Origin of the sequence: Bacillus sp. PK3_68, from assembly GCF_003600835.1 — a bacterium.
In the GTDB taxonomy this organism is placed as follows: Bacteria; Bacillota; Bacilli; order Bacillales; family Domibacillaceae; genus Pseudobacillus.
Map to the genome: position 1 here is coordinate 610647 of NZ_NQYC01000001.1, position 24741 is coordinate 635387.

29 protein-coding genes are annotated in these 24741 nt (G+C 34.8%); 11 read left to right on the forward strand and 18 right to left on the reverse strand.

Annotated features, from left to right (window positions below):
- Nucleotides 1-88: 88 nt before the first annotated feature.
- The 5 genes from CJ483_RS03080 to CJ483_RS03095 form a co-directional block, all read right to left on the reverse strand.
- Nucleotides 89-301, reverse strand: a complete 213-nt coding sequence (locus tag CJ483_RS03080) for a YqaI family protein (RefSeq protein WP_120031833.1) — start codon at nucleotides 299-301, stop codon at nucleotides 89-91.
- 99 nt (nucleotides 302-400) lie between these two features.
- Entirely contained in the window at nucleotides 401-622 is a 222-nt protein-coding gene (locus CJ483_RS24220; protein WP_142927207.1) for a hypothetical protein, read from the reverse strand.
- Nucleotides 610-1143, reverse strand: coding sequence for a helix-turn-helix domain-containing protein (locus tag CJ483_RS03085; RefSeq protein WP_120031835.1), 534 nt, complete (start codon nucleotides 1141-1143; stop codon nucleotides 610-612). Before CJ483_RS03085 ends, CJ483_RS24220 begins: the two co-directional genes overlap by 13 nt.
- 64 nt (nucleotides 1144-1207) lie before the next feature.
- Nucleotides 1208-1390, reverse strand: coding sequence for a helix-turn-helix domain-containing protein (locus CJ483_RS03090; protein WP_065411224.1), 183 nt, complete (start codon nucleotides 1388-1390; stop codon nucleotides 1208-1210).
- Nucleotides 1390-1623 (reverse strand): helix-turn-helix transcriptional regulator, encoded by a 234-nt coding sequence (locus CJ483_RS03095; protein ID WP_120031837.1) that lies wholly within the window; start codon nucleotides 1621-1623, stop codon nucleotides 1390-1392. Before CJ483_RS03095 ends, CJ483_RS03090 begins: the two co-directional genes overlap by 1 nt.
- Nucleotides 1624-1767: 144 nt before the next feature.
- On the opposite strand from CJ483_RS03095, the gene CJ483_RS03100 reads away from it, so the two are divergent.
- On the forward strand, nucleotides 1768-2127 hold the full coding sequence (locus tag CJ483_RS03100; RefSeq protein ID WP_182916949.1) for a helix-turn-helix domain-containing protein: 360 nt from the start codon (nucleotides 1768-1770) through the stop codon (nucleotides 2125-2127).
- Between the two features lie 185 nt (nucleotides 2128-2312).
- Here the strand turns inward: CJ483_RS03100 and CJ483_RS03105 are convergent, their stop codons facing one another.
- From CJ483_RS03105 to CJ483_RS03120, 4 genes are all read right to left on the reverse strand, one after another.
- Nucleotides 2313-4115 (reverse strand): hypothetical protein, encoded by a 1803-nt coding sequence (locus CJ483_RS03105; protein ID WP_120031841.1) that lies wholly within the window; start codon nucleotides 4113-4115, stop codon nucleotides 2313-2315.
- A gap of 507 nt (nucleotides 4116-4622) precedes the next feature.
- Entirely contained in the window at nucleotides 4623-5756 is a 1134-nt protein-coding gene (locus CJ483_RS03110; protein WP_120031843.1) for a DNA-processing protein DprA, read from the reverse strand.
- A gap of 69 nt (nucleotides 5757-5825) precedes the next feature.
- On the reverse strand, nucleotides 5826-7088 hold the full coding sequence (locus tag CJ483_RS03115; protein ID WP_120031845.1) for a ComF family protein: 1263 nt from the start codon (nucleotides 7086-7088) through the stop codon (nucleotides 5826-5828).
- A gap of 26 nt (nucleotides 7089-7114) precedes the next feature.
- The gene (locus CJ483_RS03120; RefSeq protein ID WP_120031847.1) at nucleotides 7115-7618 is read right to left on the reverse strand and encodes an HAD family hydrolase; all 504 of its coding nucleotides are present in this window, start codon (nucleotides 7616-7618) and stop codon (nucleotides 7115-7117) included.
- A 435-nt stretch (nucleotides 7619-8053) separates the two neighbouring features.
- Here CJ483_RS03120 and tcmP point away from each other — a divergent pair, with 435 nt between their 5' ends.
- The 3 genes from tcmP to CJ483_RS03135 all read left to right on the forward strand — a co-directional run bounded on the left by tcmP (nucleotide 8054) and on the right by CJ483_RS03135 (nucleotide 10503).
- Entirely contained in the window at nucleotides 8054-8851 is a 798-nt protein-coding gene (gene tcmP / locus CJ483_RS03125; protein WP_120031849.1) for a three-Cys-motif partner protein TcmP, read from the forward strand.
- A gap of 82 nt (nucleotides 8852-8933) precedes the next feature.
- Nucleotides 8934-9659 carry a DUF5131 family protein gene (locus tag CJ483_RS03130; protein ID WP_120031851.1) on the forward strand — a complete coding sequence of 242 codons (726 nt, stop codon included), beginning with the start codon at nucleotides 8934-8936 and terminating at the stop codon, nucleotides 9657-9659.
- Between the two features lie 232 nt (nucleotides 9660-9891).
- Nucleotides 9892-10503, forward strand: coding sequence for a hypothetical protein (locus tag CJ483_RS03135; protein ID WP_120031853.1), 612 nt, complete (start codon nucleotides 9892-9894; stop codon nucleotides 10501-10503).
- 157 nt (nucleotides 10504-10660) lie between these two features.
- Here the strand turns inward: CJ483_RS03135 and CJ483_RS03140 are convergent, their stop codons facing one another.
- From CJ483_RS03140 to desA, 3 genes are all read right to left on the reverse strand, one after another.
- Nucleotides 10661-11020, reverse strand: a complete 360-nt coding sequence (locus CJ483_RS03140) for a DUF7674 family protein (protein ID WP_120031855.1) — start codon at nucleotides 11018-11020, stop codon at nucleotides 10661-10663.
- A 119-nt stretch (nucleotides 11021-11139) separates the two neighbouring features.
- Entirely contained in the window at nucleotides 11140-12021 is an 882-nt protein-coding gene (locus CJ483_RS03145) for a DNA/RNA non-specific endonuclease (protein ID WP_259455774.1), read from the reverse strand.
- A gap of 1083 nt (nucleotides 12022-13104) precedes the next feature.
- Nucleotides 13105-14133, reverse strand: a complete 1029-nt coding sequence (desA, locus tag CJ483_RS03150) for a Delta(5) desaturase DesA (protein WP_120031857.1) — start codon at nucleotides 14131-14133, stop codon at nucleotides 13105-13107.
- A gap of 299 nt (nucleotides 14134-14432) precedes the next feature.
- Here desA and CJ483_RS03155 point away from each other — a divergent pair, with 299 nt between their 5' ends.
- Both CJ483_RS03155 and CJ483_RS03160 read left to right on the forward strand, forming a co-directional pair.
- Nucleotides 14433-14747 carry a hypothetical protein gene (locus CJ483_RS03155; protein ID WP_120031859.1) on the forward strand — a complete coding sequence of 105 codons (315 nt, stop codon included), beginning with the start codon at nucleotides 14433-14435 and terminating at the stop codon, nucleotides 14745-14747.
- 446 nt (nucleotides 14748-15193) lie between these two features.
- Nucleotides 15194-15397, forward strand: a complete 204-nt coding sequence (locus CJ483_RS03160) for a cold-shock protein (protein ID WP_041096439.1) — start codon at nucleotides 15194-15196, stop codon at nucleotides 15395-15397.
- A gap of 450 nt (nucleotides 15398-15847) precedes the next feature.
- Here the strand turns inward: CJ483_RS03160 and CJ483_RS03165 are convergent, their stop codons facing one another.
- Nucleotides 15848-16141, reverse strand: coding sequence for a colicin immunity domain-containing protein (locus CJ483_RS03165; RefSeq protein WP_259455552.1), 294 nt, complete (start codon nucleotides 16139-16141; stop codon nucleotides 15848-15850).
- A 421-nt stretch (nucleotides 16142-16562) separates the two neighbouring features.
- Here CJ483_RS03165 and CJ483_RS03170 point away from each other — a divergent pair, with 421 nt between their 5' ends.
- Together CJ483_RS03170 and CJ483_RS03175 are read left to right on the forward strand one after the other, a co-directional pair.
- Nucleotides 16563-17630 (forward strand): YHYH domain-containing protein, encoded by a 1068-nt coding sequence (locus tag CJ483_RS03170; protein ID WP_182916950.1) that lies wholly within the window; start codon nucleotides 16563-16565, stop codon nucleotides 17628-17630.
- 15 nt (nucleotides 17631-17645) lie between these two features.
- Nucleotides 17646-18308 carry a GRAM domain-containing protein gene (locus tag CJ483_RS03175; RefSeq protein ID WP_120031863.1) on the forward strand — a complete coding sequence of 221 codons (663 nt, stop codon included), beginning with the start codon at nucleotides 17646-17648 and terminating at the stop codon, nucleotides 18306-18308.
- A gap of 283 nt (nucleotides 18309-18591) precedes the next feature.
- On the opposite strand, the gene CJ483_RS03180 is transcribed toward CJ483_RS03175, so the two are convergent.
- Together CJ483_RS03180 and CJ483_RS03185 are read right to left on the reverse strand one after the other, a co-directional pair.
- Nucleotides 18592-19326, reverse strand: coding sequence for a hypothetical protein (locus CJ483_RS03180; protein WP_120031865.1), 735 nt, complete (start codon nucleotides 19324-19326; stop codon nucleotides 18592-18594).
- 115 nt (nucleotides 19327-19441) lie between these two features.
- On the reverse strand, nucleotides 19442-19900 hold the full coding sequence (locus CJ483_RS03185) for a DUF2691 family protein (protein WP_120031867.1): 459 nt from the start codon (nucleotides 19898-19900) through the stop codon (nucleotides 19442-19444).
- 351 nt (nucleotides 19901-20251) lie between these two features.
- Between CJ483_RS03185 and CJ483_RS03190 the strand changes: the two genes are divergently transcribed.
- Nucleotides 20252-20764 (forward strand): ImmA/IrrE family metallo-endopeptidase, encoded by a 513-nt coding sequence (locus tag CJ483_RS03190; protein ID WP_120031869.1) that lies wholly within the window; start codon nucleotides 20252-20254, stop codon nucleotides 20762-20764.
- A gap of 60 nt (nucleotides 20765-20824) precedes the next feature.
- A complete protein-coding gene (locus CJ483_RS03195) occupies nucleotides 20825-22060 on the forward strand; it encodes a tyrosine-type recombinase/integrase (RefSeq protein WP_120031871.1) in 1236 nt (411 codons plus the stop codon).
- A 256-nt stretch (nucleotides 22061-22316) separates the two neighbouring features.
- Here CJ483_RS03195 and CJ483_RS24885 read toward each other — a convergent pair whose 3' ends face one another.
- Nucleotides 22317-22445 (reverse strand): hypothetical protein, encoded by a 129-nt coding sequence (locus CJ483_RS24885; protein ID WP_259455553.1) that lies wholly within the window; start codon nucleotides 22443-22445, stop codon nucleotides 22317-22319.
- Between the two features lie 219 nt (nucleotides 22446-22664).
- Here CJ483_RS24885 and CJ483_RS03205 point away from each other — a divergent pair, with 219 nt between their 5' ends.
- The gene (locus CJ483_RS03205; RefSeq protein ID WP_120031874.1) at nucleotides 22665-23345 is read left to right on the forward strand and encodes a hypothetical protein; all 681 of its coding nucleotides are present in this window, start codon (nucleotides 22665-22667) and stop codon (nucleotides 23343-23345) included.
- Nucleotides 23346-23378: 33 nt separating this feature from the next.
- Here CJ483_RS03205 and CJ483_RS03210 read toward each other — a convergent pair whose 3' ends face one another.
- Together CJ483_RS03210 and CJ483_RS03215 are read right to left on the reverse strand one after the other, a co-directional pair.
- Complete coding sequence (locus CJ483_RS03210; RefSeq protein WP_120031876.1) at nucleotides 23379-23696, reverse strand: SPOR domain-containing protein; 318 nt, start codon at nucleotides 23694-23696, stop codon at nucleotides 23379-23381.
- A gap of 86 nt (nucleotides 23697-23782) precedes the next feature.
- A complete protein-coding gene (locus tag CJ483_RS03215) occupies nucleotides 23783-24079 on the reverse strand; it encodes a hypothetical protein (protein WP_120031878.1) in 297 nt (98 codons plus the stop codon).
- Nucleotides 24080-24741: the final 662 nt, after the last annotated feature.

Consider the following 24741-nt stretch of genomic DNA (forward strand, 5'->3'; position numbering starts at 1 on the left):
CCTCTTGATTCAGTTTTCAAAATCCGTTACAATAGAAACAATCCTATATTTTCTAAACATTTGACTCGCTTGGCAGAGCGAGTCTTTTTCATTCCGCTGTTTTAAAGGTTGCCCCAAGATACTCAATTAAATAATCCTCCAAATTCTTTTCTAGGATCACTTCACCATTAATCTCAATAATGTCATCCCCTACTAAGATTTCATCACCGAAAGCATCCATACCAACATGTTCTGGCTGACTCATCATGTTTGCATAACCTGTTTCCATCGTACGAGTAATTACTGGATGTTCGATGTTCATTCGGATCGCCTCCTTTTTACTAATAATGTGAATATTCCCATTAAAGGTAAAATATGTTACAATATTCTTGTTAGCCCATATGGCGGTGAGCAACTCCAACTAGCTTGCCGCTTTTCCTTTTGAGGCGAAATAACGTTTTTTAGCTTCAAACTCTACTGATAAAAGTAAAACTGGATTATCCCTCATTTCCTGACAAAGCTTTCTTACTTCAGAAGCCTTCATTAAACGACTTGCTGATAAAGTGAAATACATTTTGGTCGTCCCCCATTTGAATGATTCTCTTTCTCTCATCTGATTGATAAGTCTACTTATAACAGCCACCCTTTTGCCTTCCATTGAGGCAGCAACTTCTTAATCCGCTTTTTAATTGGAATGCCATATTCTTTTTCTAGCATCATATTCAAGTTGTCGATGAATGCCCTGGCTTCAAGCAACTCGTCCATCATTTGTGCAATGCCTTCTTTTTCATGCTCATCAATAATGTTAGGCGGTTTAGCTAAACAGACTGTTTGTATCTTATTAAGAGCCTCAGTTATCTCTCTTTCTGCATTTGCTTCTAGTGCCAACCTATGCCTTTCTATAGCTGGTCCTTTTAAAACCGGTGAAGTGTAACCGTCGGAAAACTCATAGAGCAGTTCCCCTATGTATTCTGGGCTGTCTTCATATACTCGAATTGATTGTTTAGCAATGTCCCGCTGCATCTTCCTGCGGTCATTCTTGTAGTGGCTAACCAACTGTTTCGAAATATTGAGATCTAGTGCCATTTGTTCGTTTGTCATGTCCTCTTCTATCAGCAGGTTTCTTACAGCCTCTCCGACTTCTGCTGACGGTTTGATCGTCATAACCCTTCCTCCTTTTGTATTTGGCTTTCAATTTTTAAATACATAAATTAGTAGTATGGTAGATTCAAGAAACTACTTGTTGCTCTTGCTGACGAATCCAGTCATCAATAGCTGCTGTAGTAAAAAAGATTCGGCGACGTACCCGAAAGTGCGGGATTTCTTTTTCTCGGACCATGTTGTAAATTGTGTCCGTACATACGCCGAGATAATCAGCAGCTTCCTGGACGGTCATTGTTTGGCGGGTCATTAGCTTACCTCCTTAGTTAGTTCCTTTTGTGCATTTTTTGCACAAAAATCATTAAAAAAAAGCGTCCAATCAAAATCCAAATGATTAGCAATTGATTTTGCTACTTTAACACTTGGCCTCAAGCCATTTTCGATCTTAGTATAATAAGAACGGTCAATACCAACTAAGTCTGCTATTTCCTGATGTGATAATTCTTTTTCATTTCTTTTTTCAACTAACCATGTATTTTTCATTATTTCACCACCTTGTGCAGTTTCTACACTAATTGTATAGTGCATTTTTTGCACTGTCAACACTTTTGTTCATTTTTTGCACAAACATTTTAATGTGCATTTTTTTCACTTATAATATAAGAAATGCTAATAGGAGAGGTTTCTATGGAATATGGAGAGCGCTTAAAAAAGCTAAGAAATGAAAGAGGTATATCTCAGCAAGAATTTGCAGATAGATTAAAGATTAATCGCTCCACTTATGCGCGGTATGAGCTAGGTAAAACACAGCCTGATTTTGAAACCCTCCAGAAAATAGCCGATTATTATTCTGTCACAATTGATTTCATTCTGGGCAGATCAGACAATACCAATACTCAAACTAACGACGAAAAAGAAATGAAGGAATTCTTCAGTAATCCTAAATTGAATTTATTCTTTAAAGAAATGAAAGAGTCTCCAGAAGAGCAGCTAGAGGAGCTACGAGAAATTTGGGAAGTTATCAAGAAGAGAAAAAAAGAGAAATGATATACATAGGTTAATGAACAACACGCTGCGACTGGCGTGTTGTTGTTTTTTCGATACAATTACTTGTTTTGTTAACGTTAGTGAGAAAATAGTTATCATAGAAAAACAAATTAATAGAAAGAACCATTTTAACGAAAAACTTCTTTTCTTCATTAAAATGGTTTAATTATATTTTCTTAATTTGTTTACCCTATAAATAAATACTTCGGTTTACTAATTTCTTCTTTCCCTACTGTACCATTCTCTAATCTTTTCATATAATCCTCATACGTGTAATCTATAGAGTTTAATATCTCAGTAATTCTCAAATGTGGATTTTTGCACATGTAATAGATTATTAATCCAAGCAAGTTATTGTTATAACTATAAAGCCGTAGAGACTTGCAGTTCAAGTCTACTTTTGTTTCTTTACCAGAATGTATTAATACATTCCTTGCTCTATAAGTTCTAACAAGATCATACTCTATTTCTTTTCTCTTCGTACTAAGATATTGATGCAGAACCTTTGGATTAGATAAAAAACTTCCTATCTCTGCGATACCCCTGGCTAGATTATCATTAAATTCTAATTCTGATATTAAAGAACTCCCTTTATTCTCAATAAAATTAAGAAGCTTCTTTAAATCATACTGATAATCTTCACCATTTTTTTTACATTCCAGAAATTCTTCTATAATAGAAATTCCTCGATCCTTTTGCTCAAAAATCCTCCCCCAAAAAACATTTATTTTATCCTTAACTATATATAAGCATACAATTTTAGGAATAATATCTTTAACCTTAGCAATAATACTCCCTCCAGATTCTTTAAAGGTCAAAATATATTCTAATACTGCCCAAAGATTTATAATTTTATTCTCTTGAGATTGGTTAAGTTGATTTTTGACAATATTCAAAGCTCGTTGAATATTAAACACTTCTTGTGATCTAATACTTTCGGAAAAAACCCTGTTCCTATACAATATAAAGTCTTCAACATCCTGTCGTTCCCTGTTTTCGACATTAGAAAATAGAATATTTACGTCTTCGTTTTCTGTATATCTTATTTTCTTACAATTGCCGTTAGGAAGTTTACAAATTATCTTATCTAAAATTAGATTTTCACTTTGTGCAGAGACGTAATTGATCATTTGAAAATAAGATGTAATTGAATTTACTATATAATCAAGACCTTTAAAATAATCCATTGATTTTATTTTTATACTGCAAAGATCATAACCGTTAGGTACTTGTAAGTATTGCTTTGTCTCTTTTCCACTAACTGCATCAACTAGAGTTACTTTGGAAAAATCCTCTTTCACTAACGAAAGATTAAAATCAATATACAATTCATCATTATTAAAATAACTACTCTGTAATACATTCATATAATATACAAATTCATCAGCTGTACGTTTTAATTCCCCAAATTTATCTAGAAATTCATCAATATTACTTTCATCAATTTTCACACCACCAAAGTGCCCATTAAACCATGTTCCTAAGTACTTTAAAGAGTATCCATCGTACAATAATTCATTAATAATAAGTTGAATAGCTTTTTCTACTTGATCGTAACTCTTATAATTTTTAACAAAATTAATTATTTGAGAGTAAATATTTTCTGTGTCAATCTTTTTTACCAGCGAATCACAAATAATGTAGATATGAGAATATTGTATTAACTTTTGCTGACCTTCCTTATGATCTAAACCCTCTAGTTGTTGTATTAATAAATGAAATTCTTTTCTATACAGGCTCTCATCGTATAAAATAGAGTTTTTTATATAGTATTTCATTGCATCAATAAGTTCATTTCTTGACTTTCCGAGTTTGTCTAATTCGAGATTTGTCGTAATATCTTCATGGATCTCAACATAATCTATAAGTAACTCCCTAACACTTGGGGTGTAAATTTTAGACAAAGACTTATGTTCATTCTTTATATAACTTTTAAACCCATGTATAAAATATTTTTTTGCATTGTATATTTTTTCCTTTTCCCCCATTTTGTTTCTCCTCAAAATAGATAAATTTGCTTTAAACTAATCAATCTTAGAATATAACTGTCCCTCTTAGTTCACTTGTGTAATAAACAAATGGTATTTTTAAATTTATTGACTAAGAAAAGAATACATGTTAAAATCGGTACATACTCTAATATAAGAACAATGAGTGCTTCTCTCTTTCGAAATGGGTCACCCTGGTGATTCCCCCGGAAGATGTTAGCACTCTTATTTGTTTTTAAGTAACTTCAATTTTACACTCTTCTCTATGCTACCCTTAAATCTTCTTTTTGATAACTTCCGTTACAATTTAGCCCTATAATTCTGTTATAAGATCATGGCGTGTTTTTTGTTTTAACTTTATACGATTAAAAACCGCATTCTCGGCAGAAAATGCGGTTATCTCTATTTTGAATAATAACGATGCTAATTCTCCGCGTAAGTTGTTCAGTTGTAATACTAGCAGGTGTTTTTTATGTCGATTATCCACAAGTACTTCAAATTTTGGAATCATAATTTAAAATAACGATCTTCAAGTTTGCGAATCAGAACATTTAGTTCAACTTTAAGTTCTATAGCTATTTCACAAACTTTATCTAAAGCTTCATCTAACTTTTCAGTTGAAGAAGCTTTGAGTTCTTCTGTTGCTCCTTCAAAATGATTATGAAAAATGTTCGTCTCTTCTAAATAGGTTTTACTCTTTTCTTTATTGGATTCTGCTCTACTATGTAGACTCCTTTTAACTTCTTGCATCAGTTTATCAAGTCGAGCATAGTCATCCTCTGCCTTCAAAACCTCTGCTTCTTTATCATTAAGAAGTTTATATATCCCTCTATTTTGTGGCTTCTCCTCTTCTGTAGGAATTGGACAAAACAACAACCTTTTTTGTTGTTTCGAAAACTTTATAGTATGTTGAGTTCCTCCTATTACATCTGTTTGAACAGGACAGACCCCTAGACTTAATCCACTTTGAATTCTATCTCTTAAAACAAAAGACTGCTTAAATGTTCTTCCACCAATTGGTGTTTCAGAAATAAGAAGTCCGTTCTTATTTAGAATGTCTTGAGCAAGACCAGTATTTTCTTTAGGATATATTTTATCTAGACCTCCAGCCAGAACAGCTATTGTTTTTCCATTTACTCTCAGAGCACCTTCGTGTCCAGCAGTATCAATGCCGAGTGCCAATCCGCTAACAATAACATACCCCATTTTTGAAAAAATAGAGGAAACACGCTTTGCTGATCTAACTCCAATTTCTGTAGGTTTTCTTGTTCCAACAACTGCAATTGTATTATCTTCTTTTAACAAATCTAAATTACCCTTGCAAAATAAGTACATCGGAGGGTCATCAATTCGTTTGAGATTTTTAGGATAAAATTCATCATTAATAGTGACAACTTTTACTCCTTGCGCATAATGTTGATTCACCATATCCTCAGCTTTTTGCATAAGACTTTTCATATAAAACCTATCTGTAACTTGTTCTAGAATTGAATTTGTCTTAATATGCTTTTCCAACAAAGGGAAATTTTGTGAGTTTATCAAAAACTCAAAAGATAAATCTGGGAAACTGTTATATAAGCTTATTAGCCTTTTAGAACCAAGACCTTTAACTTTACTTAAAGCTATCCAAATCAATGACAATGTAAGTCACCCCTTAAGGTACGAACGATTTAATAAAAATTCCAACTTTTATAATTATAAAGATAGACCTTAAAATAAATCAACGTCTTCTCTTTCGAAAATTGGCGTTTCCTCTTCCATAGTTAAGTTGTTACAGCCCTCATAAAATTCTAGACTACTTCTGCAATTAGAACTTGAGAAATTTGAACATCCCCAAAAAGGCCTTGCATCATTACCATTGAATCTTAGTTTATAAAGGCCATCACAACACTGACATGGGATTAATAATTTAGATCTTGTATTAATTTTTGTCTGCATAGCAGCTAATGCAAGTATAGAAACCTTTTCTGCTCCAGCTTTCAGCAACATTTTCACACATTCCATAGCGGTAGAACCGCTAGTAATTATGTCATCGACTAATACTACATGTCCGCTTACCTTTTTATTAGTAGAAAAAACTCCATTTACATTTTCAGCTCTCTTATCCCACCCTTTAGCTTCTTTTTGTGGTTTATAGTCTCTAAGAACTGATAATATATCACAATCAATTTCTGAAGCATAGTTAGCTACTTCATCGTTTTCTAAAATTAATTTAATTCTATCCGTTTTTCCAGGTTTTGCGGGTACAGAAGTAATAAAATTAATTCTCCCAGCTTTTTTCGATATATAATCTAAATTTATTTTAACAATTCCCGCTAAATTTTTTCCTATATTTACTTTATCTCCCTCTTTAAAATTCAGTATTTTTCCCGTTAACGGGTGAAGATAAGATCTAGGATCAGCCGAAGTAAAATATCTACCCGCTGTATAAAGTTTAGAAGAGATTCCATTATCCAAAGGATGATACAAATTTTCCAGATAGATTTTCCCGCTATTAATTTCTGAATCGCATGCTTTATTTTCGTTTAAATATCCATCGCTTCTTCCATTTAAATACCCCTCTAGATCCGAAACGGAATCTACTACACAATCCGGAAGCTTTGTCCTTTCTGCTCTCACATCTTTATTTCTAAAATACATGGAATTTAAGTGAAAAGTATGGGCTGAATAAATGTTATCGAGATTCCCTGTCACAAGTAGAGATTGAAGTGCATTCACTTCCAATTCCTTTATGACTGAAAAGATAGACTTCGGAAAGCGATATTTTATTGGTTGAATATACGACAAAAATTCTCCATTGAGGCCATCGGTAAAAATATCCCATATTTCCTCTTGGCTATATAAAGCGTAAAATTGAGTATGCTGTAAATAATTATTAAACGGAACGAAGTAATCAGATTTTTGAAAATAATCCCTACTGATATGATCTAAATCAAAGAAAATATGTTCTATACCTTGGTTATAAATAAGCAATTGAATACCCCCTAGTTTACGATATATTAGATTAAAGTTAAAAGTTCATTAAATGAATTAATTATTATATCGGCGCCAGCTGTGATTAATTCTTTTTCTGTATGAACTCCCCATACTACTCCAACAGCCTCTATTCCTGCACTTTTATACGCTTTTATATCCCTGATATCATCACCTATACCTAAAAATGCTTTCTTCGATAACTCTAATCCTTGAATACACATTTCTATAGGCCCAGGATGAGGTTTCTTATATTTACAATCATGGTATGCCACTAAATAATCGGGTTTTATACCATGATAATTTAAAACTGACTCTGCATATTTACGAGGTGAATTCGTTACAATTCCTATCTTTATTCCTTTCAGTTGCAAAGTTTCAATAACTTCCTTTCCCCCGTTATAATGTTGAGTTAAATTTACACTTCTATAACATGTTTTCCAATCTCTTTTGTCTCTCATAGGTTTTAATGAACTAGTATCTAAAAGAGTTTCATCTAAGTCAAAAACAACTCCCTGAATATGATTCAAATTAGGTCCCCTCCCAAAATAGTACCTACCATAGGATCAGAATGTACTGAGTATCGTAATAATACTTCTTCATAAAGCCTGCTCAATATTAATATGGTTATCTTCTAATTGATTCTTATAACTACACTCCCCCTCTAAATGATCCCCAAAGGTCCATAGACCTATTTTAACAAACTTCAACTAGATCTTTTGTCGTTACATGTCGAATGTTAGATATAGAACTTTAGATTAATTTGTAGGATAATATAGGAAAATAACTCTTATTTTTTATTTGCTTTAAAAGTCCATTTTCACTGTTCCTATCTAAGACTTTCAATTATTTAAGGATATTATAAGTACGCTCATTTATAATACGTTCAACTTATCACTCAACAGCAGTGATCTATATAAAGAATTAAATTATTAGAACAAATGGATAATTAAGGAGGAATAAAGATGGCTTACGGCGGAAATTATGATGAGATTGGTAGCTGGTCATTAGCTAAATTGAAGTTCATAGAAGATTATTTGCCCCATTACATAAGAGCCACCAAAAAAGCCATGCATCGCTATTATATTGATTGTTTTGCAGGTAAGGGGAAATGGATTCATAAAGATACTAAAGAAATTGTAGACGGATCACCCGCTATTAGTATGAAATATAAAAATGACTTCACAAAAATGTTTTTCATCGAAATGAATTCAGAAAGATGTAATTCCTTAAACGAATTAATCAAAGAACAACAATGTACAAACGCTGAAGTCGTTCAAGGTGATTGTAACGATAAAATAAAAAGTGTTCTTCAGAGAATTCACAAACGAGCTCCCTCCTTTGTATTTGTCGATCCTTCGGCTGATCAAGTCCAATTTTCAACGATGCAGTTATTGTCCCAATGGCAAACGGAACTATTTATACTTTTTCCTTACCAAATGACACTTAGAAGATATTTACCTAGGGATCATTCGAAGTTGGGTGATTGGCAGAAAGAACGGCTCAATAGTTTCTTTGGATCAAAAGATTGGTTAGATATCTACCTAAATTCTCACAGAGACTACTTGTTAAGCAATCTCTTAAATTTCTATATCGGAAATTTAAAGAAGCTAGGATACTGCTATGTACATGAATCTGAAATATTCCAAGTTAAAAATGGCCCTGAATTATATATGATGATATGGGTGGGGAAACATCCGATAGGGAACAAAATTATGAAAAGTGTATACGATAAACAAAGTGATCAATTATCTTTATTTTAGGAACTTCCAGGAACGAATGTTCCTATTTTTGTTTCAATCGCTCTTTTAATACGTTATACTCTTGGTAATAGGAGGGATAAAGATGGCTGGAAATAGTAGTATTGAATGGACCGAAGCCACTTGGAACCCGGTAACAGGCTGCACGAAGGTTTCAGAAGGATGTAAACACTGTTATGCTGAACGTATGGCAAAGCGACTACATGCCATGGGTAACCCACGATACATAGATGGATTTAACGTAACTTTACATCCTGATTTAATTGACGCTCCTCGGAAGTGGGTTAAACCAAGAAAAATTTTTGTGAATTCTATGTCTGACCTTTTTCACAAAGATATACCATTAGAATTTATTCAAAGAGTATTTCTCACAATGAATGAAACTCCTCAGCATTCTTATCAGGTATTAACAAAACGTCCTGAAAGAGCTGCTGAGTTAGCTTCTTATTTAACTTTTACCCCCAACATTTGGTTAGGTACTAGTGTGGAAAATCAACGTGTTATAGAAAGAATCGATTATCTAAAACAAATTCCTGCCCATATCCGTTTCTTATCCTGTGAACCCCTCTTAGGTCCTCTCTACTTGGAGCTTGAAGGAATTCACTGGGTAATCGTCGGTGGAGAATCAGGGCCTGGTGCTCGTCCTATGGAGGCTGATTGGGCACTTTCTATTCGAGATCAATGCCAAGAGCAAAATGTTGCCTTCTTTTTTAAACAATGGGGAGGCGTACAAAAACATCGTCATGGAAGAGTCTTAGACGGACAAACATATGATGAATATCCCGAAGCAAGTTTGGCTTGCGAAAGATAAATATCTCCCCCCATCTTCTACGAGATGGGGTTTTATTGTAAAACAAAAAGGGACAGACACTTTTAAGTTAATTAGATCTGTAAAGGATAAATAAGACACCATTCAGCTTTCCTAACTTAATATGTACTCAAGTCATACTTTTCGAATGCTGGATATAGAATTTCAAATCGATTTATAGAATAATAGAAGAGAATAATTTTCACATTTAAACATCTAGAAAGGGAGAATGTAAATGGGGAATTTATTTAAAGGTTGTCTAGGCTGTTTGGGTCTAATCATTCTGTTGTCTCTTGTAATCGGTGGATGCAGCGCTTATTTCGGCGCAAAAGAATATGACAAGACAGGGGAATCTGTTACCGAAGCGCCTGCAGAAAAGCCCCCTAATAGTGAGGACAATGAAACAATCAGCAAGAAGGAAGAGACAGTAAACGAAAACAAAGAGACAGCAGAAAAAGGAAGCTGGTTATCTAAAATTCAAGAAGTAGCGGCTTCAGATAAAACGAAAACAGAAAAGTTTGATGAAGTCAGCTTGTATGCTCAAGATTATAATGCTAGTGACAGCGAGCGTACGGGGTTTGAGAATTATATCGTTAATGAATATAAAACCGGTAAGTACCTAGCAGATATAGAAAATGACGAGTATATGTTGATGAATATCTTTAAAGCTGAGGTTGTCGATACTTACTATGATCACCGAGGACAGGACAATACGCCGATCGCCCTCTTTGCTTTTGATTTTTGGCAGAACGCAAAGTATACATACAGAGGCGTTGATGATGTGAATAGTCATGAGGTTAAGGCGAATGAAGAACAGATGGATAAGGCTTTGGCGAAGATGTATTGAATAAACAAAACACCCACTGAAGAAATTGAATTCAGTGGGTGTTTGCTTTAGTTATCTGGTATCCCTCCCAGTGCAAACATATGAAGGATTTTTTCAAATTATTCTTATGATTATTGATAATTTTAATAGACACTATTGTACTAAAGCACACAATGGTTCAATATCTACCCCAAAACTTTTCAATTTCATCTGAAGCTTTTCTTGTTTCAGCACCCATATATTTATATGCAGTTTGTAGCAATTTCTTGGAGTCGCCAAGTCGTGCAAGAATCGTAACACTTAATAAGTCTTTAACATCATTATCACCTTGAGTTGCCATCCGTTCAAAAAAATTAAATAAATCTTTAATCTTGGCTATATCCTTCTCTTTACCAATTAATTCAATAAAATAATCGTTACACTCACCAAAGAATACATGATTTAAAACTTCACCATTAAAGTCAATATGTTCCTGTAATAAAGGCTTATACTCCTTGAAGTTTTCAGTAAAATGCTTTGTTAAGTCATTGTAATTCATTTTTCCTCCTGTTCTAAAACGTGTTTAATAATTATTATTCTATGAAGTGGATTGGCTCCCCTTCGTCAACTCCCCTGCCTAGTTAGCTTAAGAAGAAAAGAATCGCCGCATACCCCCATTTATTCACCTACTAAACCATCACCATCTCGATCATCCATATATTTATAGAGCCATGAATCTCGCGTAATTGGCATTTTAAAGCCAGCAGCTTTGGCTTCAGCGATAGTAACACTTCCGTTATGATTGGTATCCACTTTACTAACATCTTCATTACTATTTTTCGTTTCGGCTGCAGGTACATTATCTGTTTTCGGTGGCGTACTGATCGTACCTGTCGTTTCCCCTAAATTTTTGTTCACTTCATCTGGGTTTACATTGTCAAATTCATCTGTAATGGTTCTGCCCTGAATTTTGTATGTGAATTTATAATGGCTCGGAATTTGCGTCTGAGTATTTGGATATTGAATCACTGCTACGAAATCAGTACAACCTCCTGCATCTCGAATCACTTTTTCCATATAAGCTTGATCGCCATGCCTATTGAGAATGCTGTCCTGAGGTGTAATGTTATATGCGTTTGATACTCCCCCAAGCGAGTCAGCAATCACATGCCCTTGATCCAAGGTTGGACTCTCTGTACCAGGAACATTCGCTTCATCAGAGTAATATCTTCCTGATGACAATACATGATCAGTAGTCGGATTTTGAAGTGTGATATTTTTCGCCTCAACACGAATTAGCTGACCGTATTCATTTGTAAAAGCCCAATATTCCCTGTCACCAAATCCGACATCAACTCTGACATTCGGCTTTCTATAACCTGACATATCACCGCCATCTACTACAATTAGTGTATATTTATTGTAGTCAAAGTCACCATTAACACTTGTTATCGTTGGTGTACTAGTGGCAGAAACGCTTGGATTGACTACGCTTTCACTAGTCGTTTTTTCAGTTTCATCGTCAGGTATACTTTTCTTGCTTTCAACAGTGGTTGCTATCTTTTTGCTTACTTCTTGAGTTGTATTTTTTGGATTTCCGTATTATTTTGTTGCGAACAACTAGTTAATAAAATAAGTAGTGCAAGGAGTAATAAAATAATCCCCCATGACTTTTGATACCATTTTTGTTGCATATTGCACCTCTTTTTATAATAAAATTAGAACTATTTTACAATTTTTATCTATATCAACAAAAATCTTTGAAGAATTTTTGAATAATAGCAAAGAAAAAAATCTGTCATTGTATAATTACCAATACTATTATACTGCTAAAATACTTCAAAAAAGCGAATAAATTTATATAATTTAGAAAGGATTCCAAGCTCAAGCTGAAATCTTTTTTATCTTAACTCTAACAAATTATATTCACCACATGATAATTCTTAATGTTATTAACCTAGTTATGGTAAAACTCCTTATTCCATTAAACTGCACTTGTTAGCACAATACGAAAAAGCATTCCTGCTTATTACAGAAATGCCCCTTTAGCTTAATAAGAAAAGCATAAAAATAGGACTTTCAATCGTACTTGATTATAATTTTTCAATAAGGATAGGATAACACACTGACTTTCCTCTTTGCTTTTGACTTTTGGTAGAACACAAAGTATACATACCGAGGCGTTGATGATGTGAATAGCCATGAGGTTAAGGCGAATGAAGAACAGATGGAAAAGGCTTTGGCGAAGATGTATTGAATAAATGAAAACCCCCACTGAAGAAACATGAATTCAGTGGGAGTTTCACTTTGTTTACCCGGTATCTATGAATGATGACTACCATAATAAGAACAGATGAAGTGTTTTTGCAAATTACTCTTTTGATTACTGATAATTTTAATAGGCTCTATTGCGCTAAAGTACTCGTTATAGGAAATTAATAATTAAAATTAACAATATACCGATTATCTTTTTCAATTTTATATAACATTTCCCCTTATTTTTTACAACTGTACCTCATTGTGGAGTCCATAAGTATATTTGGCACTAAAAAAGTGCTGACCTCTGCACAAAACTGTTGCGTGAGTCTGCACTTTTATTCTGCAAAATAAACTCCCCTTAATCATCGATTAAGGGGAGTTTATTTAATCTGTTGTTAGTCGCGCTGATACTTGGCTTTTAGAAGCTTTTTTTAAGTGGTTAAAACCAACAAATTTTTTGCCTTCTTCATCCCATAAGCGGAACTTTAATGACTTAAGGCTTGTTGCCAGTGTAATGGTCGGAACATTTTGCAATGGTTCAGTGTTATTATGAACCTCTTCAAGCTTATAGTTTGGAACTCTCGGGCTTAAATGATGAACATGATGGAAACCGATATTGCCTGTTAGCCATTGCATGAATTTTGGAAGCTTATAAAAAGAGCTCCCTTCAACTGCTGCTTTCACATATTCCCAATGCTCATCTTCTTCAAAATAAGAATCCTCAAACGTATGCTGAATATAAAACAGCCAAATTCCGAGGGATCCCGATATCATAAAAGTTGGCATCTGAACCAGCAGGAAATTTTGCCAGCCAATAGCCCAACATAAAAGTGCTGCCAAAGCGACGATCCCTAGGTTCGTTACATACGTATTCATCCGCTCTTTGCGTTTTGCCCCTTTACGATTAAAACGATTGGTAATCGCGAAGACGTAAATCGGACCAATAATAAACATAACAAAAGGATTTCTGTACAAACGGTACATTATTTTTGTCTTAGTTGAAGCTTCTTTATATTCCTCAACGGTCAGTACCCAAATATCACCTGTACCCCGTTTGTCTAGGTTGCTGCTTGTCGCATGATGGACAGAATGGTCGTGTGCCCAATGGTCAAAAGGATGAAGAGTCAGAATTCCTGTTATTGTTCCAAGGATCCGATTCGCCTTTCTGTTCTTGAAAAAGGAATAGTGGCAACAATCATGAAAGATGATGAAGGTTCTTACTAAAAAACCTGCCGCAACGACAGAAATCGCTAATGTAAGGAAATAAGAAATCGACAAGCTCTTATATGCCAACCACCATAACAGGAAGAATGGTACCAATGTGTTAATGATTTGCCAAATACTTTTTTGTAAATCGGACTTTTCATAAGGAGTAACCAGTTTTCTCAAAGCCCTTGGGTTCTGTTCATTCATTTCTTAGAGTTTCACCTTCCCTGATGTTGTTAATCTAAGTATAAAAAACGTTTTATTGCCTTTGAAGTCCCAGCTGCCATACACCATATATGGTAACTGTCATATTTATCCCATTTTCATAAAAAACTTTTATTTCCTCATTTCACCAAAGTGGAACCTGATCCCATCATCCATAATTTATTAACATATTTTATAATTTTATTTGACACCTGTTTTTATTAAAGAAATTCTTTTGATAACAATTTTTATGGACTGTTTTTAACTCAGGAAAGAAAAGAAAATCAAAAAGGGAAATGGATATGGCTGCCCTAGAAGAATTAGAATCGCCCTCTTTTGAATCGCTTTTTCATACAAGTTTGGTTGTGAATGACGTCATTCGTTTTGGTTTATCTCGCCCTCTAGCTAAGGATCCTTTTCAAAAGTTGTTAAGTGAATCGTTTTTCCAATCTCTCTGTGAAATTAATGGAAATACGAAACGAATTTCAGGCTCAATTAAATCTTTATTAGCAGAGCCAACCGGGATACAAAGGGCGTACGAAGATTATACCCAGCTCTTTACCGGGCCAAACTCTCTCCCTGCTTCCCCTATAGGAATCGGTTTATTTAGATGGTGAACTGCTTTTAAGAGAATATCTTGCACTTGAACAATAAACAGTTGAGCTTTTTAAAGAAATCTTTAACAATCAATAACCGTAGAAATTATCTTTGAAGTACTCTTAAGCAAAGAAAAAGGTTTGAAGACACTCGTGATTCATTTTCACGGGGGTTTCAAACCATAATTATTAACAGGCATCTTAGACCATGTTACAAATTCGGTGAAGAATTATTGATACTTTCTATTTTGCTTACCGCTTCTGCACTTGTATCCACACGTTTAACAAATAATTTCATGATTAAAATAATAATATTAATTTGCAATTTTTTCCGTTTCCTGTTATGATAAAGAAGAATTATTTTTGTTCGGTGTAAAGGATAGTATGAATATTGACTTTTCGTCTTGATGATACTTTGGGCAAGGATAGTAATATAATGTGTGGTAACGCACTAGGAGGCAACAAAAATGGAACAAGGTACAGTGAAATGGTTTAATGCAGATAAAGGTTTTGGCTTTATCGAACGTGCAAATGGAGACGATGTATTCGTACACTTCTCTGCAATCCAAAGTGACGGATTCAAATCTTTAGACGAAGGTCAAAAAGTAACGTTTGACGTTGAGCAAGGTCCTCGTGGAGCTCAAGCTGCTAACGTTCAAAAAGTTGCTTAATCTTAAATCGATTAGACAAACAGGCTCTTTATATAGGGCCTGTTTTTTTATGCCCTCTATATCATACTTAATAAAAAACCCTACTCAACGTTCGAGTAGGGAGATGGTACAGGTAATTGAAAAAGGTTTAAAGCTTCAAAGGTTGTTTACAGTATAACATACTAGATTGGCAATATGCGGAATATATAAAAGTTATTTATTTTTTCGAATACAAGTATATTCTATTCTTTCTTTTTTCACTAATCTGCCCCGTTAGTTTAAGAAGAAAATCATAAAAATAGGACTTTCAATTAAACTTACTCATAATTTATCAATCTTTATTTCAAATAACCGAACTTTGTTTTAAATGATACAGTTGCTGAAAGCATAAGCGTATTTAAAGCTTTTCAGTTAGAAACTATGGCCCTTTCTTTGGTTAATATAATCCTCGAAATAGGAAATAAATGATATCTATGATCTTTTTAAAAAATATAATCCTTGCAAAGCTTTTTGTGTATCAACTCTTAACTGTTCTTCTGATATTTCAAAATCTGTTTCTTCTCCTGGTTTACATTCGTGCCAATAACAGTCTACTGATTCAAATAAGTCATTCAAAATAGTAAACGACTCTTCATCTAGCTCTTTTTCGTCAGGATCATTTAAAAAGGTTTTAAAATATTTTTTTTCAAATTCTGCAACACCTATTTCATTCTTTAAAAAAGATTCAATTAGCTTTATATACTTATCAAGCACTTTATATTTCACTAGATGTTCTCCTTTCAAAACCAGTCACCCATCTGTTCATGATTAACATAATACCGAAAGAAGGAAGTTTACAAAAAATCCCTTACTTAAATCATACACTGTTCTCAGTTGTATGTTTCATATTATGTGAGTCTTCTAACCAACTAACTTTCCTCCTTTATAAACTTTTATCACAGCCACTAGGTCAATATACTGATTATAGTTGCTTACTTCATGAGTTCTTGTCGTTATTTGACGAACGGAGGATATAGAATTTTAAATTGATTTGTAGGATAATATAGGAAATTACTTTCCATTTACACACGCTGCGGCGTGTCTTTATTTTGCTCGATTATTAGTTATATAGACTTATTAAATATTGCTCATCAAATAGAAAAATTTAGTTAATTAAAAACCACTAATACGATTAGGAGTTGAGAAAGTGAAAAAGAAAGTCGCTGTACTAGTTCCCCTTCTAACTTTTAGTATTGCTACGTCGTCTTTTGCACATCCAGGAAGAACAGATAGTAATGGAGGCCACACATGCCGCACAAATTGTGCGAAATGGGGCCTTCAAGACGGACAGTATCACTATCATAATGGAGGCGGTGGAAACAGTTCAGGTGGTGGTAGCAGTAGTGATAGTTCAAGTAGTGGTGGTAGCTCTTCCGCCTCCCCGTCCAATGAACCGTCCCCCGCTGAAATTGCAGCACAGCAAGAAGCAGCGGATCGTTCTAAAGGAGAAAAAGAAGGTTATGATTCTGGTTATGAAGATGGATACGTAGCTGCAACTAAGAACGCTGAAGGATCTGGCTCTGAATCATACAATGAAGGTTATGAAAGTGGATATGAGAAAGGCTATGTTGAAGGTCAGAAGAAACTCGAAGCCGAGAAAATAACAGCCCAAAAAGAAGGAGCTGCTCTTGGTCAAAAAACAGATACTCTCTCTGTTCCAGACAAATACAAGGAAAATACTGTGTTAAAAGATGCTTTCACTGAAAGCTTTAATGAAGTGGTAAAAGCTCGTGATGAAAAATTCATCGCTAAATACTCAAAGATGGGCTATGAAGATGGATTAGAAGATATGCGCCAAACCTTAGATAATATGAAAGAAAGTTATTATCAAGCCTACGAGGATGGATTTAAAAAAGGACTGGCTGAATTTAAAGAAAAGTACGTTCAAAAGGGATATAATGCTGCATTTACTAATCTTAAATACCAGGCGCCAAAGATTGATAATCCCAAATATATTAAGTGGTACAAAGAAGGATTCGAATCTAATGAAGAAGTCCAGGAGATACAGGAAGCTGGATTCGAACTTGGAGACAGTGGAGAAGACTATGTGCTTCCTGAAGAGTATGAGCACGCTGAAGTTGTTTTTAAACACTACTATGATAAAGGATTAGAAAAACACAAGGAAGATAATGCTCAAACGGCTGCTGGTGTAGGATTCGTTGGACTTGCTTGGCTAGCCCGCCGCTTTTATGTAGCTAAGAAATCAATCAGCTAAGGAGAGTGAATAAGAATGGGCATTTATAGACAAGTTTGCTACAAGGTAGAAGACGTCTTTATTAAACTGCTTTCAAAAGGAAAAGACTCAAACGCAATCAATCAAAAAGTAATGGAGTTTCGCACTCAAAAAGAAGCCATAAAAATGGAGAAAAAGAGGCAAGCTCAAGCTCAATCGGATGAAAGAAAGAGAGCTCAACAGGCTAAGAGACAAGAAAAAGAACGGATTGCTAGAGAAAAAGCTCAACAAAAGCACCAAGAAACCCTCTCCCTTCTTTCAAACTTTGTCGCTGAAGAAATCCATAGATACACTGAGTATGAATACCGAGCTGTGGACAAACATGCAGCCTTTTTTAAATCGGTAAAAGATCGAGTATTTGAAGCGAACGAACGTGGCATTACCTTTTTGAATTGCGAGTTTGATAAGTCTAAAACAAAAGAATATAAAGGTTATTTATTTGTCACAGATAAGCGTGTTTGGTTTGTTGCAAACAATTTATCTATCGTTGAGAAATTCCGATACCAAACCATACATGATGTGAAATGGTTTAAGGATGGATTAATGGAAAAAGGACTTTACATTCAATACGGCAAACGTCGACTTGAATTCGATGAGATATTTGATAAAGATCAAATGCAACGTGTTGCTAATATTATTCTTAATCGTTCCTCTCGTTAACATTCAAAGATATTAAAATACTAAAAAAATATCCAAATAGCGTTGACAAATGACACCCCGCTTGTGATCCAAAGCATGATCGTGATAAAGATAGATGAGCTTAAGCTGCTTTAAGTTGGTCCATTAAAAAAGGAAATACTGAGTTGAAAATATATAAGGACAATTAGTTACCCATAGATAAAGCCTGTATCATGGATTACCAAGTAATCATTGATACAGGCTTTTTTTCAAAACTTCTTCTTCAACTAACGCACTCGTTTAGCTGAAGTAGGTTCGCAAACTTTTATTTCTTTACTTTTCTAATAGGAAAAAAGACAACTATTAATACGAATCCGACTACGAAAGTTGCGAATGGAAAGAGAAGGGGAAAAAATATTGTAGGGTAAAATTCCCAAGCATCTGTATAATATCCAATCGAATAAGGAACCATAACACCAGCATTAAGTAGTTTTGTTTGTAAAGCATCACGCTCGGTGAAACTAAAAGATTGATTGTTCAAATTCCCTTCTTCATCCAATGTGTGTAGTGTGTACTTTAATTTCTCTGAGGGAACTCCACCAACTATATCTCCATTAGGCATCTCTTTTTCCAATTCTCTTGTTTTTTTCAAAAGTACAATGAATTGGGTTTTGCCACTTTTTTTATCTTCTAAGAGTAAATAAGCAATTTCTCCATAGTATCTATTTAAACCTTTTTCCTCTACCCTTATTGGATAATCTTTTAATGTATCTATTTTCTCTCCATCTAATTTTAAGGATAAATCTGCAATGCCGATTTTATTACCCCAAGGGTCTACATAACTATCCTCATTTTTTATTGCTTCCTTAATCTCTACAATATGTCCTTTAAAACGGAATGTGGATTTAGTAGGAGGAAAACCTTCGCTTACGTTTGCAATTTTATACTCTGTATTCATTTTCTGATTATAAATGAGTTCCATTACCATTTCTGTGCTTAATGGCAGAGAAGTGATAAGTAAAATTGTTCCCACCAAAAAGAATATTAACCTTTTTTTCATACCTGTTTCACCTCTAAGTTTTTCATATGCATTAACCTATTTCACCGTTATTAAAAAAGCCCGTCCTCTGCTTTCTTGAAGAAAGAAAACCTTCACACATCAAGCTTTTTGGATGTTACCATACCGACAACCTTGTTCTTATATCATTTTCACTAGTAATATACTCAACACCTACAAATCCACGTTCTTTCGCATTCCGATATAATAACTCTATCTTCCTCTTATTTTTACAGTAGATGGTACCATAACAAGAATCGACCACTAGCAGAACAAGCTCACATTTACTTTCAATAAATTCAGTGTAGGTTTTAACTTCGGATACTTCTCCTTTTGGATATGCTTGTAAGTCAACAAAAATGAGGTAATATCTATTATCTTCTATTAGAATTTTGAGTTCATTCCCCTTAATAACGTCTTTTGAGAAAAGTGCTTCCTCAGAACTGTCATCACCTACTAGATATGACTCTCCATCGCCTACTCGCCAATTAAATGTAGTAATATCAATTGGCTCTAATAGATCCCCAAGTAAACTTCCGTATTCATTTGGTATTTCAAAAGTAATCCCTCTCTTCATTAAGCATACCTCCAAAACTTAATCGTTTGCTTGGACTATCTGACTCTAAGTCTTTACATGGTTTCAGCCGTTGACAACAAGAAGCATTCTACAATCATTTTGCATCGCTACTTTATCTAAAAGGACAATTAACTTAAAATATTTCCCTCGTTCTTCAACCACAATGAGTTTTGCTCCTTACCTCTATAAAAGTAGACATTCTCCCTTAATATCTTTTCATTCTATCATGAAAGTGGTACTATTTTCTTACTGAGGAAATGTTTGATTTCCTCGCACTCCCCTTTCTACCGATTGGGGTTTTATTATGCTATAAAAAGGAACATACGTTCTAAAAATGTCGAGGTGAAGTCAATGGCCTATTCTACAAGATTGGAGGACTACATTTTTTCTTTATATCAATCCATTCACATCTATGAACCTGAACAACTAAGTATTGAACTTGTTTCAAGTCGGCTAGGTGTAGATGTGGAATACATAAGTGGTGTCAGTAAAACTATTCATATGCCGGAACATCCTCTCATCCTTATCAATCGGCACTTAACTCCAGAAGCCCAATGGCAAGATTTCGGCCACGAATTAGGGCATTTATTGCGACACTGCGGCAACCAAAGGTGCCTCCCTCTTCCCTTTATCGAATTACAAGAGTGGCAGGCTAATAACTTTGCTCTACACTTTTGTATTCCTACTTTTATGATGGAACAATTAGAATTTCCTTGGCGGAAACAAGAAGTAATTTACTTACTGGCCCGAACTTTTACGGTTGAATTTTCTTTTGCTGCTCATCGACTAGAAAGATGGCTGCAACAAAAAGAAAGTTTGTATTTTTGGCAGGCTATGGCCGAAGCTCAAGAACACTATTTGTAGCCGCGTGTTAATGGAATAATACATAAGCAAACGGAATGATAGTAATAAAGGAGTGAGAACATGGCGAGTATTGAACGACGTGGAAAGAACTCTTTTCGTCTTCTTGTAGAACTCGGTTATGACGGAAATGGAAGAAGAATAAGAAAGAAAAGAACTATTAAAGTAGAGGATGAATCCCTTCTTAAAAAGAAGAAAAAACTAAATGACTTTCTTCAAGGAGAGCTCTATAAATTTAAAGCAGAAGTAGAAGCTGGCGAGTATATATCGCCTGAAAAAATGTACTTTGCAGACTTTATAGAAGAATGGAAAGAGAAAAAAGGAAAGAAAAAACTAGGGATCAAAACGCTAACTGAGCGATTAAACCTTTTGAAGAACCATATTATCCCCTATTTCCAGGATAAGAAAATAGATCAAATCAATCCTATGCAGATCGTTACTTTCTATGATGATTTATCAAGGGAAGGTGCTCGAAAAGATGGCAAACCAGGTGGCCTCTCCCCTAATACTATTTATGAGATAGACAAAACGTTGAGAAATGTCTTTTCAACTGCTAAAGAATGGCGAGTCATTAAGGACAACCCGATGAAGGAAATTGAACGACCACCAATCCAGAAGAAAGAAATGAGTTTTCTTGATCAAGATCAAGCTTCTCAATTAATCATATGGTTATATGAAAATCTCTCCCCTACCTGGCGAATGATTTTCCTGACCGCTTTAATCGGTGGACTTAGACGCGGCGAAGTAGTCCCCTTGGAGCTCACCGATATTATTTGGGAACGAAATGCTCTGTCCATTAATAAAAGTGTCATTTCTGTAAATGGGAAAGCAACACTCAAGGAAACAAAGACAGGACGATCCGATGAATTAACTATGCCACAATGGTATATGGACGAACTTAGAGAATATGTAGATAACTGGGAGAAGGAACGTGAACTTATTGACGATCAATGGAAAGGTGGAAACAACCAGTACCTATTCCATAACGGGGTTGGAGAAAGATTTCATCCGCAGTCTATCACTCAAAAATGGTGGAAGATCAGAAAAGAACATGGTTTTAACATTCGACTTCATGATTTGCGACATACGATGGTCACCTTACTTATTGAAGAAGGTGTAAATATGAGAATCATTCAGGAAAGAGCTAGACACTCCTCCTCACGAGTGACGAATGATATTTATGGCCACGTTAGCCAAAAGGCCGCTCAAAGTGCTGCTGAGAAATTTGATCGTTTTTCTCCTGATAACTTATCAATTTCTGCAAATGGTCCCCAATTGGTCCCCAACTCGCAGAAATGATAAAAGTTGATAACTAAAAAACGTTGATATATCAACGTTTATAGGCATAATAAAAACGGGGCAAAGGTGATTATATTCACCCCGCCCCGAAGGATACACTATTCAAGTTAATTCTTATTAACACTCTAGGAATACGATTGTGTCAAGATTTTTAATCTTCCCATTATGATTAATTCGAGTCAAAAAAGAAGATTTTTGATGAATTTGGTCCCTAATTGGTCACCATGGTGACCGTGAAAAGAGGTGGCTTTATTCTTTATTTCCTCTTTGCTGATGGTACTATCTCAAATGTTTCCTCTAATTGATGCGCTGCCATTTCTACTAATGATCCGTCTTCTAATACAAGAAAAAGCATGGCTCCTTCTATTGGCTCCGAATGTCTCAAAAAGAGCCCTGTCTTTCTGCATCGAAGATTTACATTGTTTTCACACCTGAACTTATCCAACTCTTTAAAGCCTTTAATACTATTCAATGACAATAATATCCTTCCCTTCATGTGATATATAGAACTTTTTATTCAAATAACTAGAAAAACTTTCTAATTATTTCTTCCCAACCCTATTTTACCTGATAAAATATACTTATAAATAAAAAGGAGAAAAAAATGAAAAAATTTTTAAAGGTACTTATATCTATGGTCTTATTACTTATCGGTTTTACAGCCTTTCATTCAACTGCAGAAGCAGCAAAAAATCCGATCAGCCCTAAACAAAGCCGGATTACATACACATTGAAAGATGCAAATGGTGTGGCTTATAAAGTGTATTTTGCCGGGGTTAGAGAGAAAAAGGCAATTGCCTCATACAACCGTGGTGACTGGGCAGGTGTTTGGGCCGGAGCCAATCCGGGAGATTTGCTTTACAAAGGGAATTACACACTCTACACACAAAAGGTTGGAACAGGGCAAATTAAACAGTCTCGTCATTATTTTAAAGACTACACATTGAATTCAACAAAGAGAACTGTTCATATGTACCCCTCTAAATATAAAGGGCAACCAGATATTTTAGCGGTTGCAGAAATAGAAAGTTCTAATTCTGAAACTGCTTCATGGTACTATATGAAAAACGGTGTTTTAACTAAAATTGTAGACGCCGGTTATACACTAAGAGCTCAAGTTCTTGGAAAGAATTCATTCCTCATTGCAGGCTATGATAATGCTGAAGGGGAATGGTACTTTAGTGAATTATACTTAGATCCATCTAAAAATATTTTTGATCAATATGATCCTATCTATAATAATCCAGGAGCAGTGATTAGAAACTGGAAAAAGCATTGGCAATAAAAATAAGCCCCACTCAAACGAGCGGGGCTTTTCTCATTGTTCTTGCCTAATTTGCGCATTGAAACCAAACTCTCGGCTAATATTCTGTTGAGCTATCGTAGCTGATTCCATCGTATTAAACACGCCTGTCCAGATTCTTTTTTCCTTAGCAAATGGCTTGTACCCTAGCTTCTCGCCAATTAATTCGGCTTGCTTCCTCGCTTCTTCTTCAGTCCTAAATGCGCCTGTATAGATACGATACTTTCCCTTTGGGACAACAGCGGCCTTTGTCTCTTCCTTATTCAAAAACCATGACAGCCGTTTGTTTCCTACTAATTGATTCAAGTCTACATTTCCTTGTTTTCCCCCCATCTGGGCAACTCCTTTCGTAAGTTCCCTTCACATATCCCCTTTCTTTACATAAAAAAAGACACCTTTTTCAGGTGCCTTTTGCTTTATTAATAAATTCGATTCATGTAAAGAGTGTCTAGAAACCGAATGTGTTCTTCTCGCTTCGATGCCTCTAGATCACCTATTAATTTTCTAATTACGCTCCTTTGCTCAAAAATAATTGTTATTAATTCCTCTTTAGTCATCCTTTTGAACCCTGGTCTCGTAATGAGAAACTCCTCTTCATATCCCATATACTCTAATAGAGCTTTATGAAGATTGGCATACTGATCAGCAGTCTTTTTTAATTGTTCGTAATCGGACAGAGAAACTTCAATTTTAGCTTCGTGTTCTATGTCTCCCATTTTCCCCACCCTTGTTTTTATGCTAGTTGTAATATAGAAAATCAATACTGGAAAAAGTTAAAACTTATTTCTCCTGCGTTATTTATCGTCATTGTGAAAGACTTTCTTTAATAACTTTTAAAAATATTTTTGGTAATAACACCTACTATACAGTAGTGTCTGCACCTTTCCTTTTCATAAAAATACACCTATTCTGTTAAGTGTTTTGTGTCGTATTATCGTCCGGGTGTGTAAGAAAAACCCCCACCTAAAAAGGTGAGGTGTGAAAAGATGCACTCAAGGCGCTGGATTAACTACATTAATTGTTACCCCGGTTGATACATTTCCTTGACTGTCTTTTACTTTTACAGTTACAGTAGCCCCTAGAGTTAATTCGCTTATAAAATTTTCTTTTGTTGAACTAAAGAATACGATGAATTTTGATATTCATAACCGTAGGGCAGTATATACCTGCCTTCCTGTAAGTAGTAAAGATGCATATTATTGATCGAGAGAGCAGCAGTCTCTGCTCCGACAGTAATAAGTAATTGACCAGCAATATTTTGAGCACTTCCTGAAGTGAAATCAACTTGCAAACCCGTATCCGACCAGCTAGTATTCCCGACTACTAAATCAGACGTTAGGGTAAAATCTTTGTTGGTAATACTGATATTGTCACTTGA

Coding starts and splice junctions, on each gene's coding strand:
- CJ483_RS03080 (WP_120031833.1), bottom strand. CDS start 301: ATGAACATCGAACATCCAGTAATTACTCGTACGATGGAAACAGGTTAT.
- CJ483_RS03085 (WP_120031835.1), bottom strand. CDS start 1,143: ATGACGATCAAACCGTCAGCAGAAGTCGGAGAGGCTGTAAGAAACCTG.
- CJ483_RS03090 (WP_065411224.1), bottom strand. CDS start 1,390: ATGACCCGCCAAACAATGACCGTCCAGGAAGCTGCTGATTATCTCGGC.
- CJ483_RS03095 (WP_120031837.1), bottom strand. CDS start 1,623: ATGAAAAATACATGGTTAGTTGAAAAAAGAAATGAAAAAGAATTATCA.
- CJ483_RS03100 (WP_182916949.1), top strand. CDS start 1,768: ATGGAATATGGAGAGCGCTTAAAAAAGCTAAGAAATGAAAGAGGTATA.
- CJ483_RS03105 (WP_120031841.1), bottom strand. CDS start 4,115: ATGGGGGAAAAGGAAAAAATATACAATGCAAAAAAATATTTTATACAT.
- tcmP (WP_120031849.1), top strand. CDS start 8,054: ATGGCTTACGGCGGAAATTATGATGAGATTGGTAGCTGGTCATTAGCT.
- CJ483_RS03130 (WP_120031851.1), top strand. CDS start 8,934: ATGGCTGGAAATAGTAGTATTGAATGGACCGAAGCCACTTGGAACCCG.
- CJ483_RS03135 (WP_120031853.1), top strand. CDS start 9,892: ATGGGGAATTTATTTAAAGGTTGTCTAGGCTGTTTGGGTCTAATCATT.
- CJ483_RS03140 (WP_120031855.1), bottom strand. CDS start 11,020: ATGAATTACAATGACTTAACAAAGCATTTTACTGAAAACTTCAAGGAG.
- desA (WP_120031857.1), bottom strand. CDS start 14,133: ATGAATGAACAGAACCCAAGGGCTTTGAGAAAACTGGTTACTCCTTAT.
- CJ483_RS03155 (WP_120031859.1), top strand. CDS start 14,433: ATGGCTGCCCTAGAAGAATTAGAATCGCCCTCTTTTGAATCGCTTTTT.
- CJ483_RS03160 (WP_041096439.1), top strand. CDS start 15,194: ATGGAACAAGGTACAGTGAAATGGTTTAATGCAGATAAAGGTTTTGGC.
- CJ483_RS03175 (WP_120031863.1), top strand. CDS start 17,646: ATGGGCATTTATAGACAAGTTTGCTACAAGGTAGAAGACGTCTTTATT.
- CJ483_RS03180 (WP_120031865.1), bottom strand. CDS start 19,326: ATGAAAAAAAGGTTAATATTCTTTTTGGTGGGAACAATTTTACTTATC.
- CJ483_RS03185 (WP_120031867.1), bottom strand. CDS start 19,900: ATGAAGAGAGGGATTACTTTTGAAATACCAAATGAATACGGAAGTTTA.
- CJ483_RS03190 (WP_120031869.1), top strand. CDS start 20,252: ATGGCCTATTCTACAAGATTGGAGGACTACATTTTTTCTTTATATCAA.
- CJ483_RS03195 (WP_120031871.1), top strand. CDS start 20,825: ATGGCGAGTATTGAACGACGTGGAAAGAACTCTTTTCGTCTTCTTGTA.
- CJ483_RS03205 (WP_120031874.1), top strand. CDS start 22,665: ATGAAAAAATTTTTAAAGGTACTTATATCTATGGTCTTATTACTTATC.
- CJ483_RS03210 (WP_120031876.1), bottom strand. CDS start 23,696: ATGGGGGGAAAACAAGGAAATGTAGACTTGAATCAATTAGTAGGAAAC.
- CJ483_RS03215 (WP_120031878.1), bottom strand. CDS start 24,079: ATGGGAGACATAGAACACGAAGCTAAAATTGAAGTTTCTCTGTCCGAT.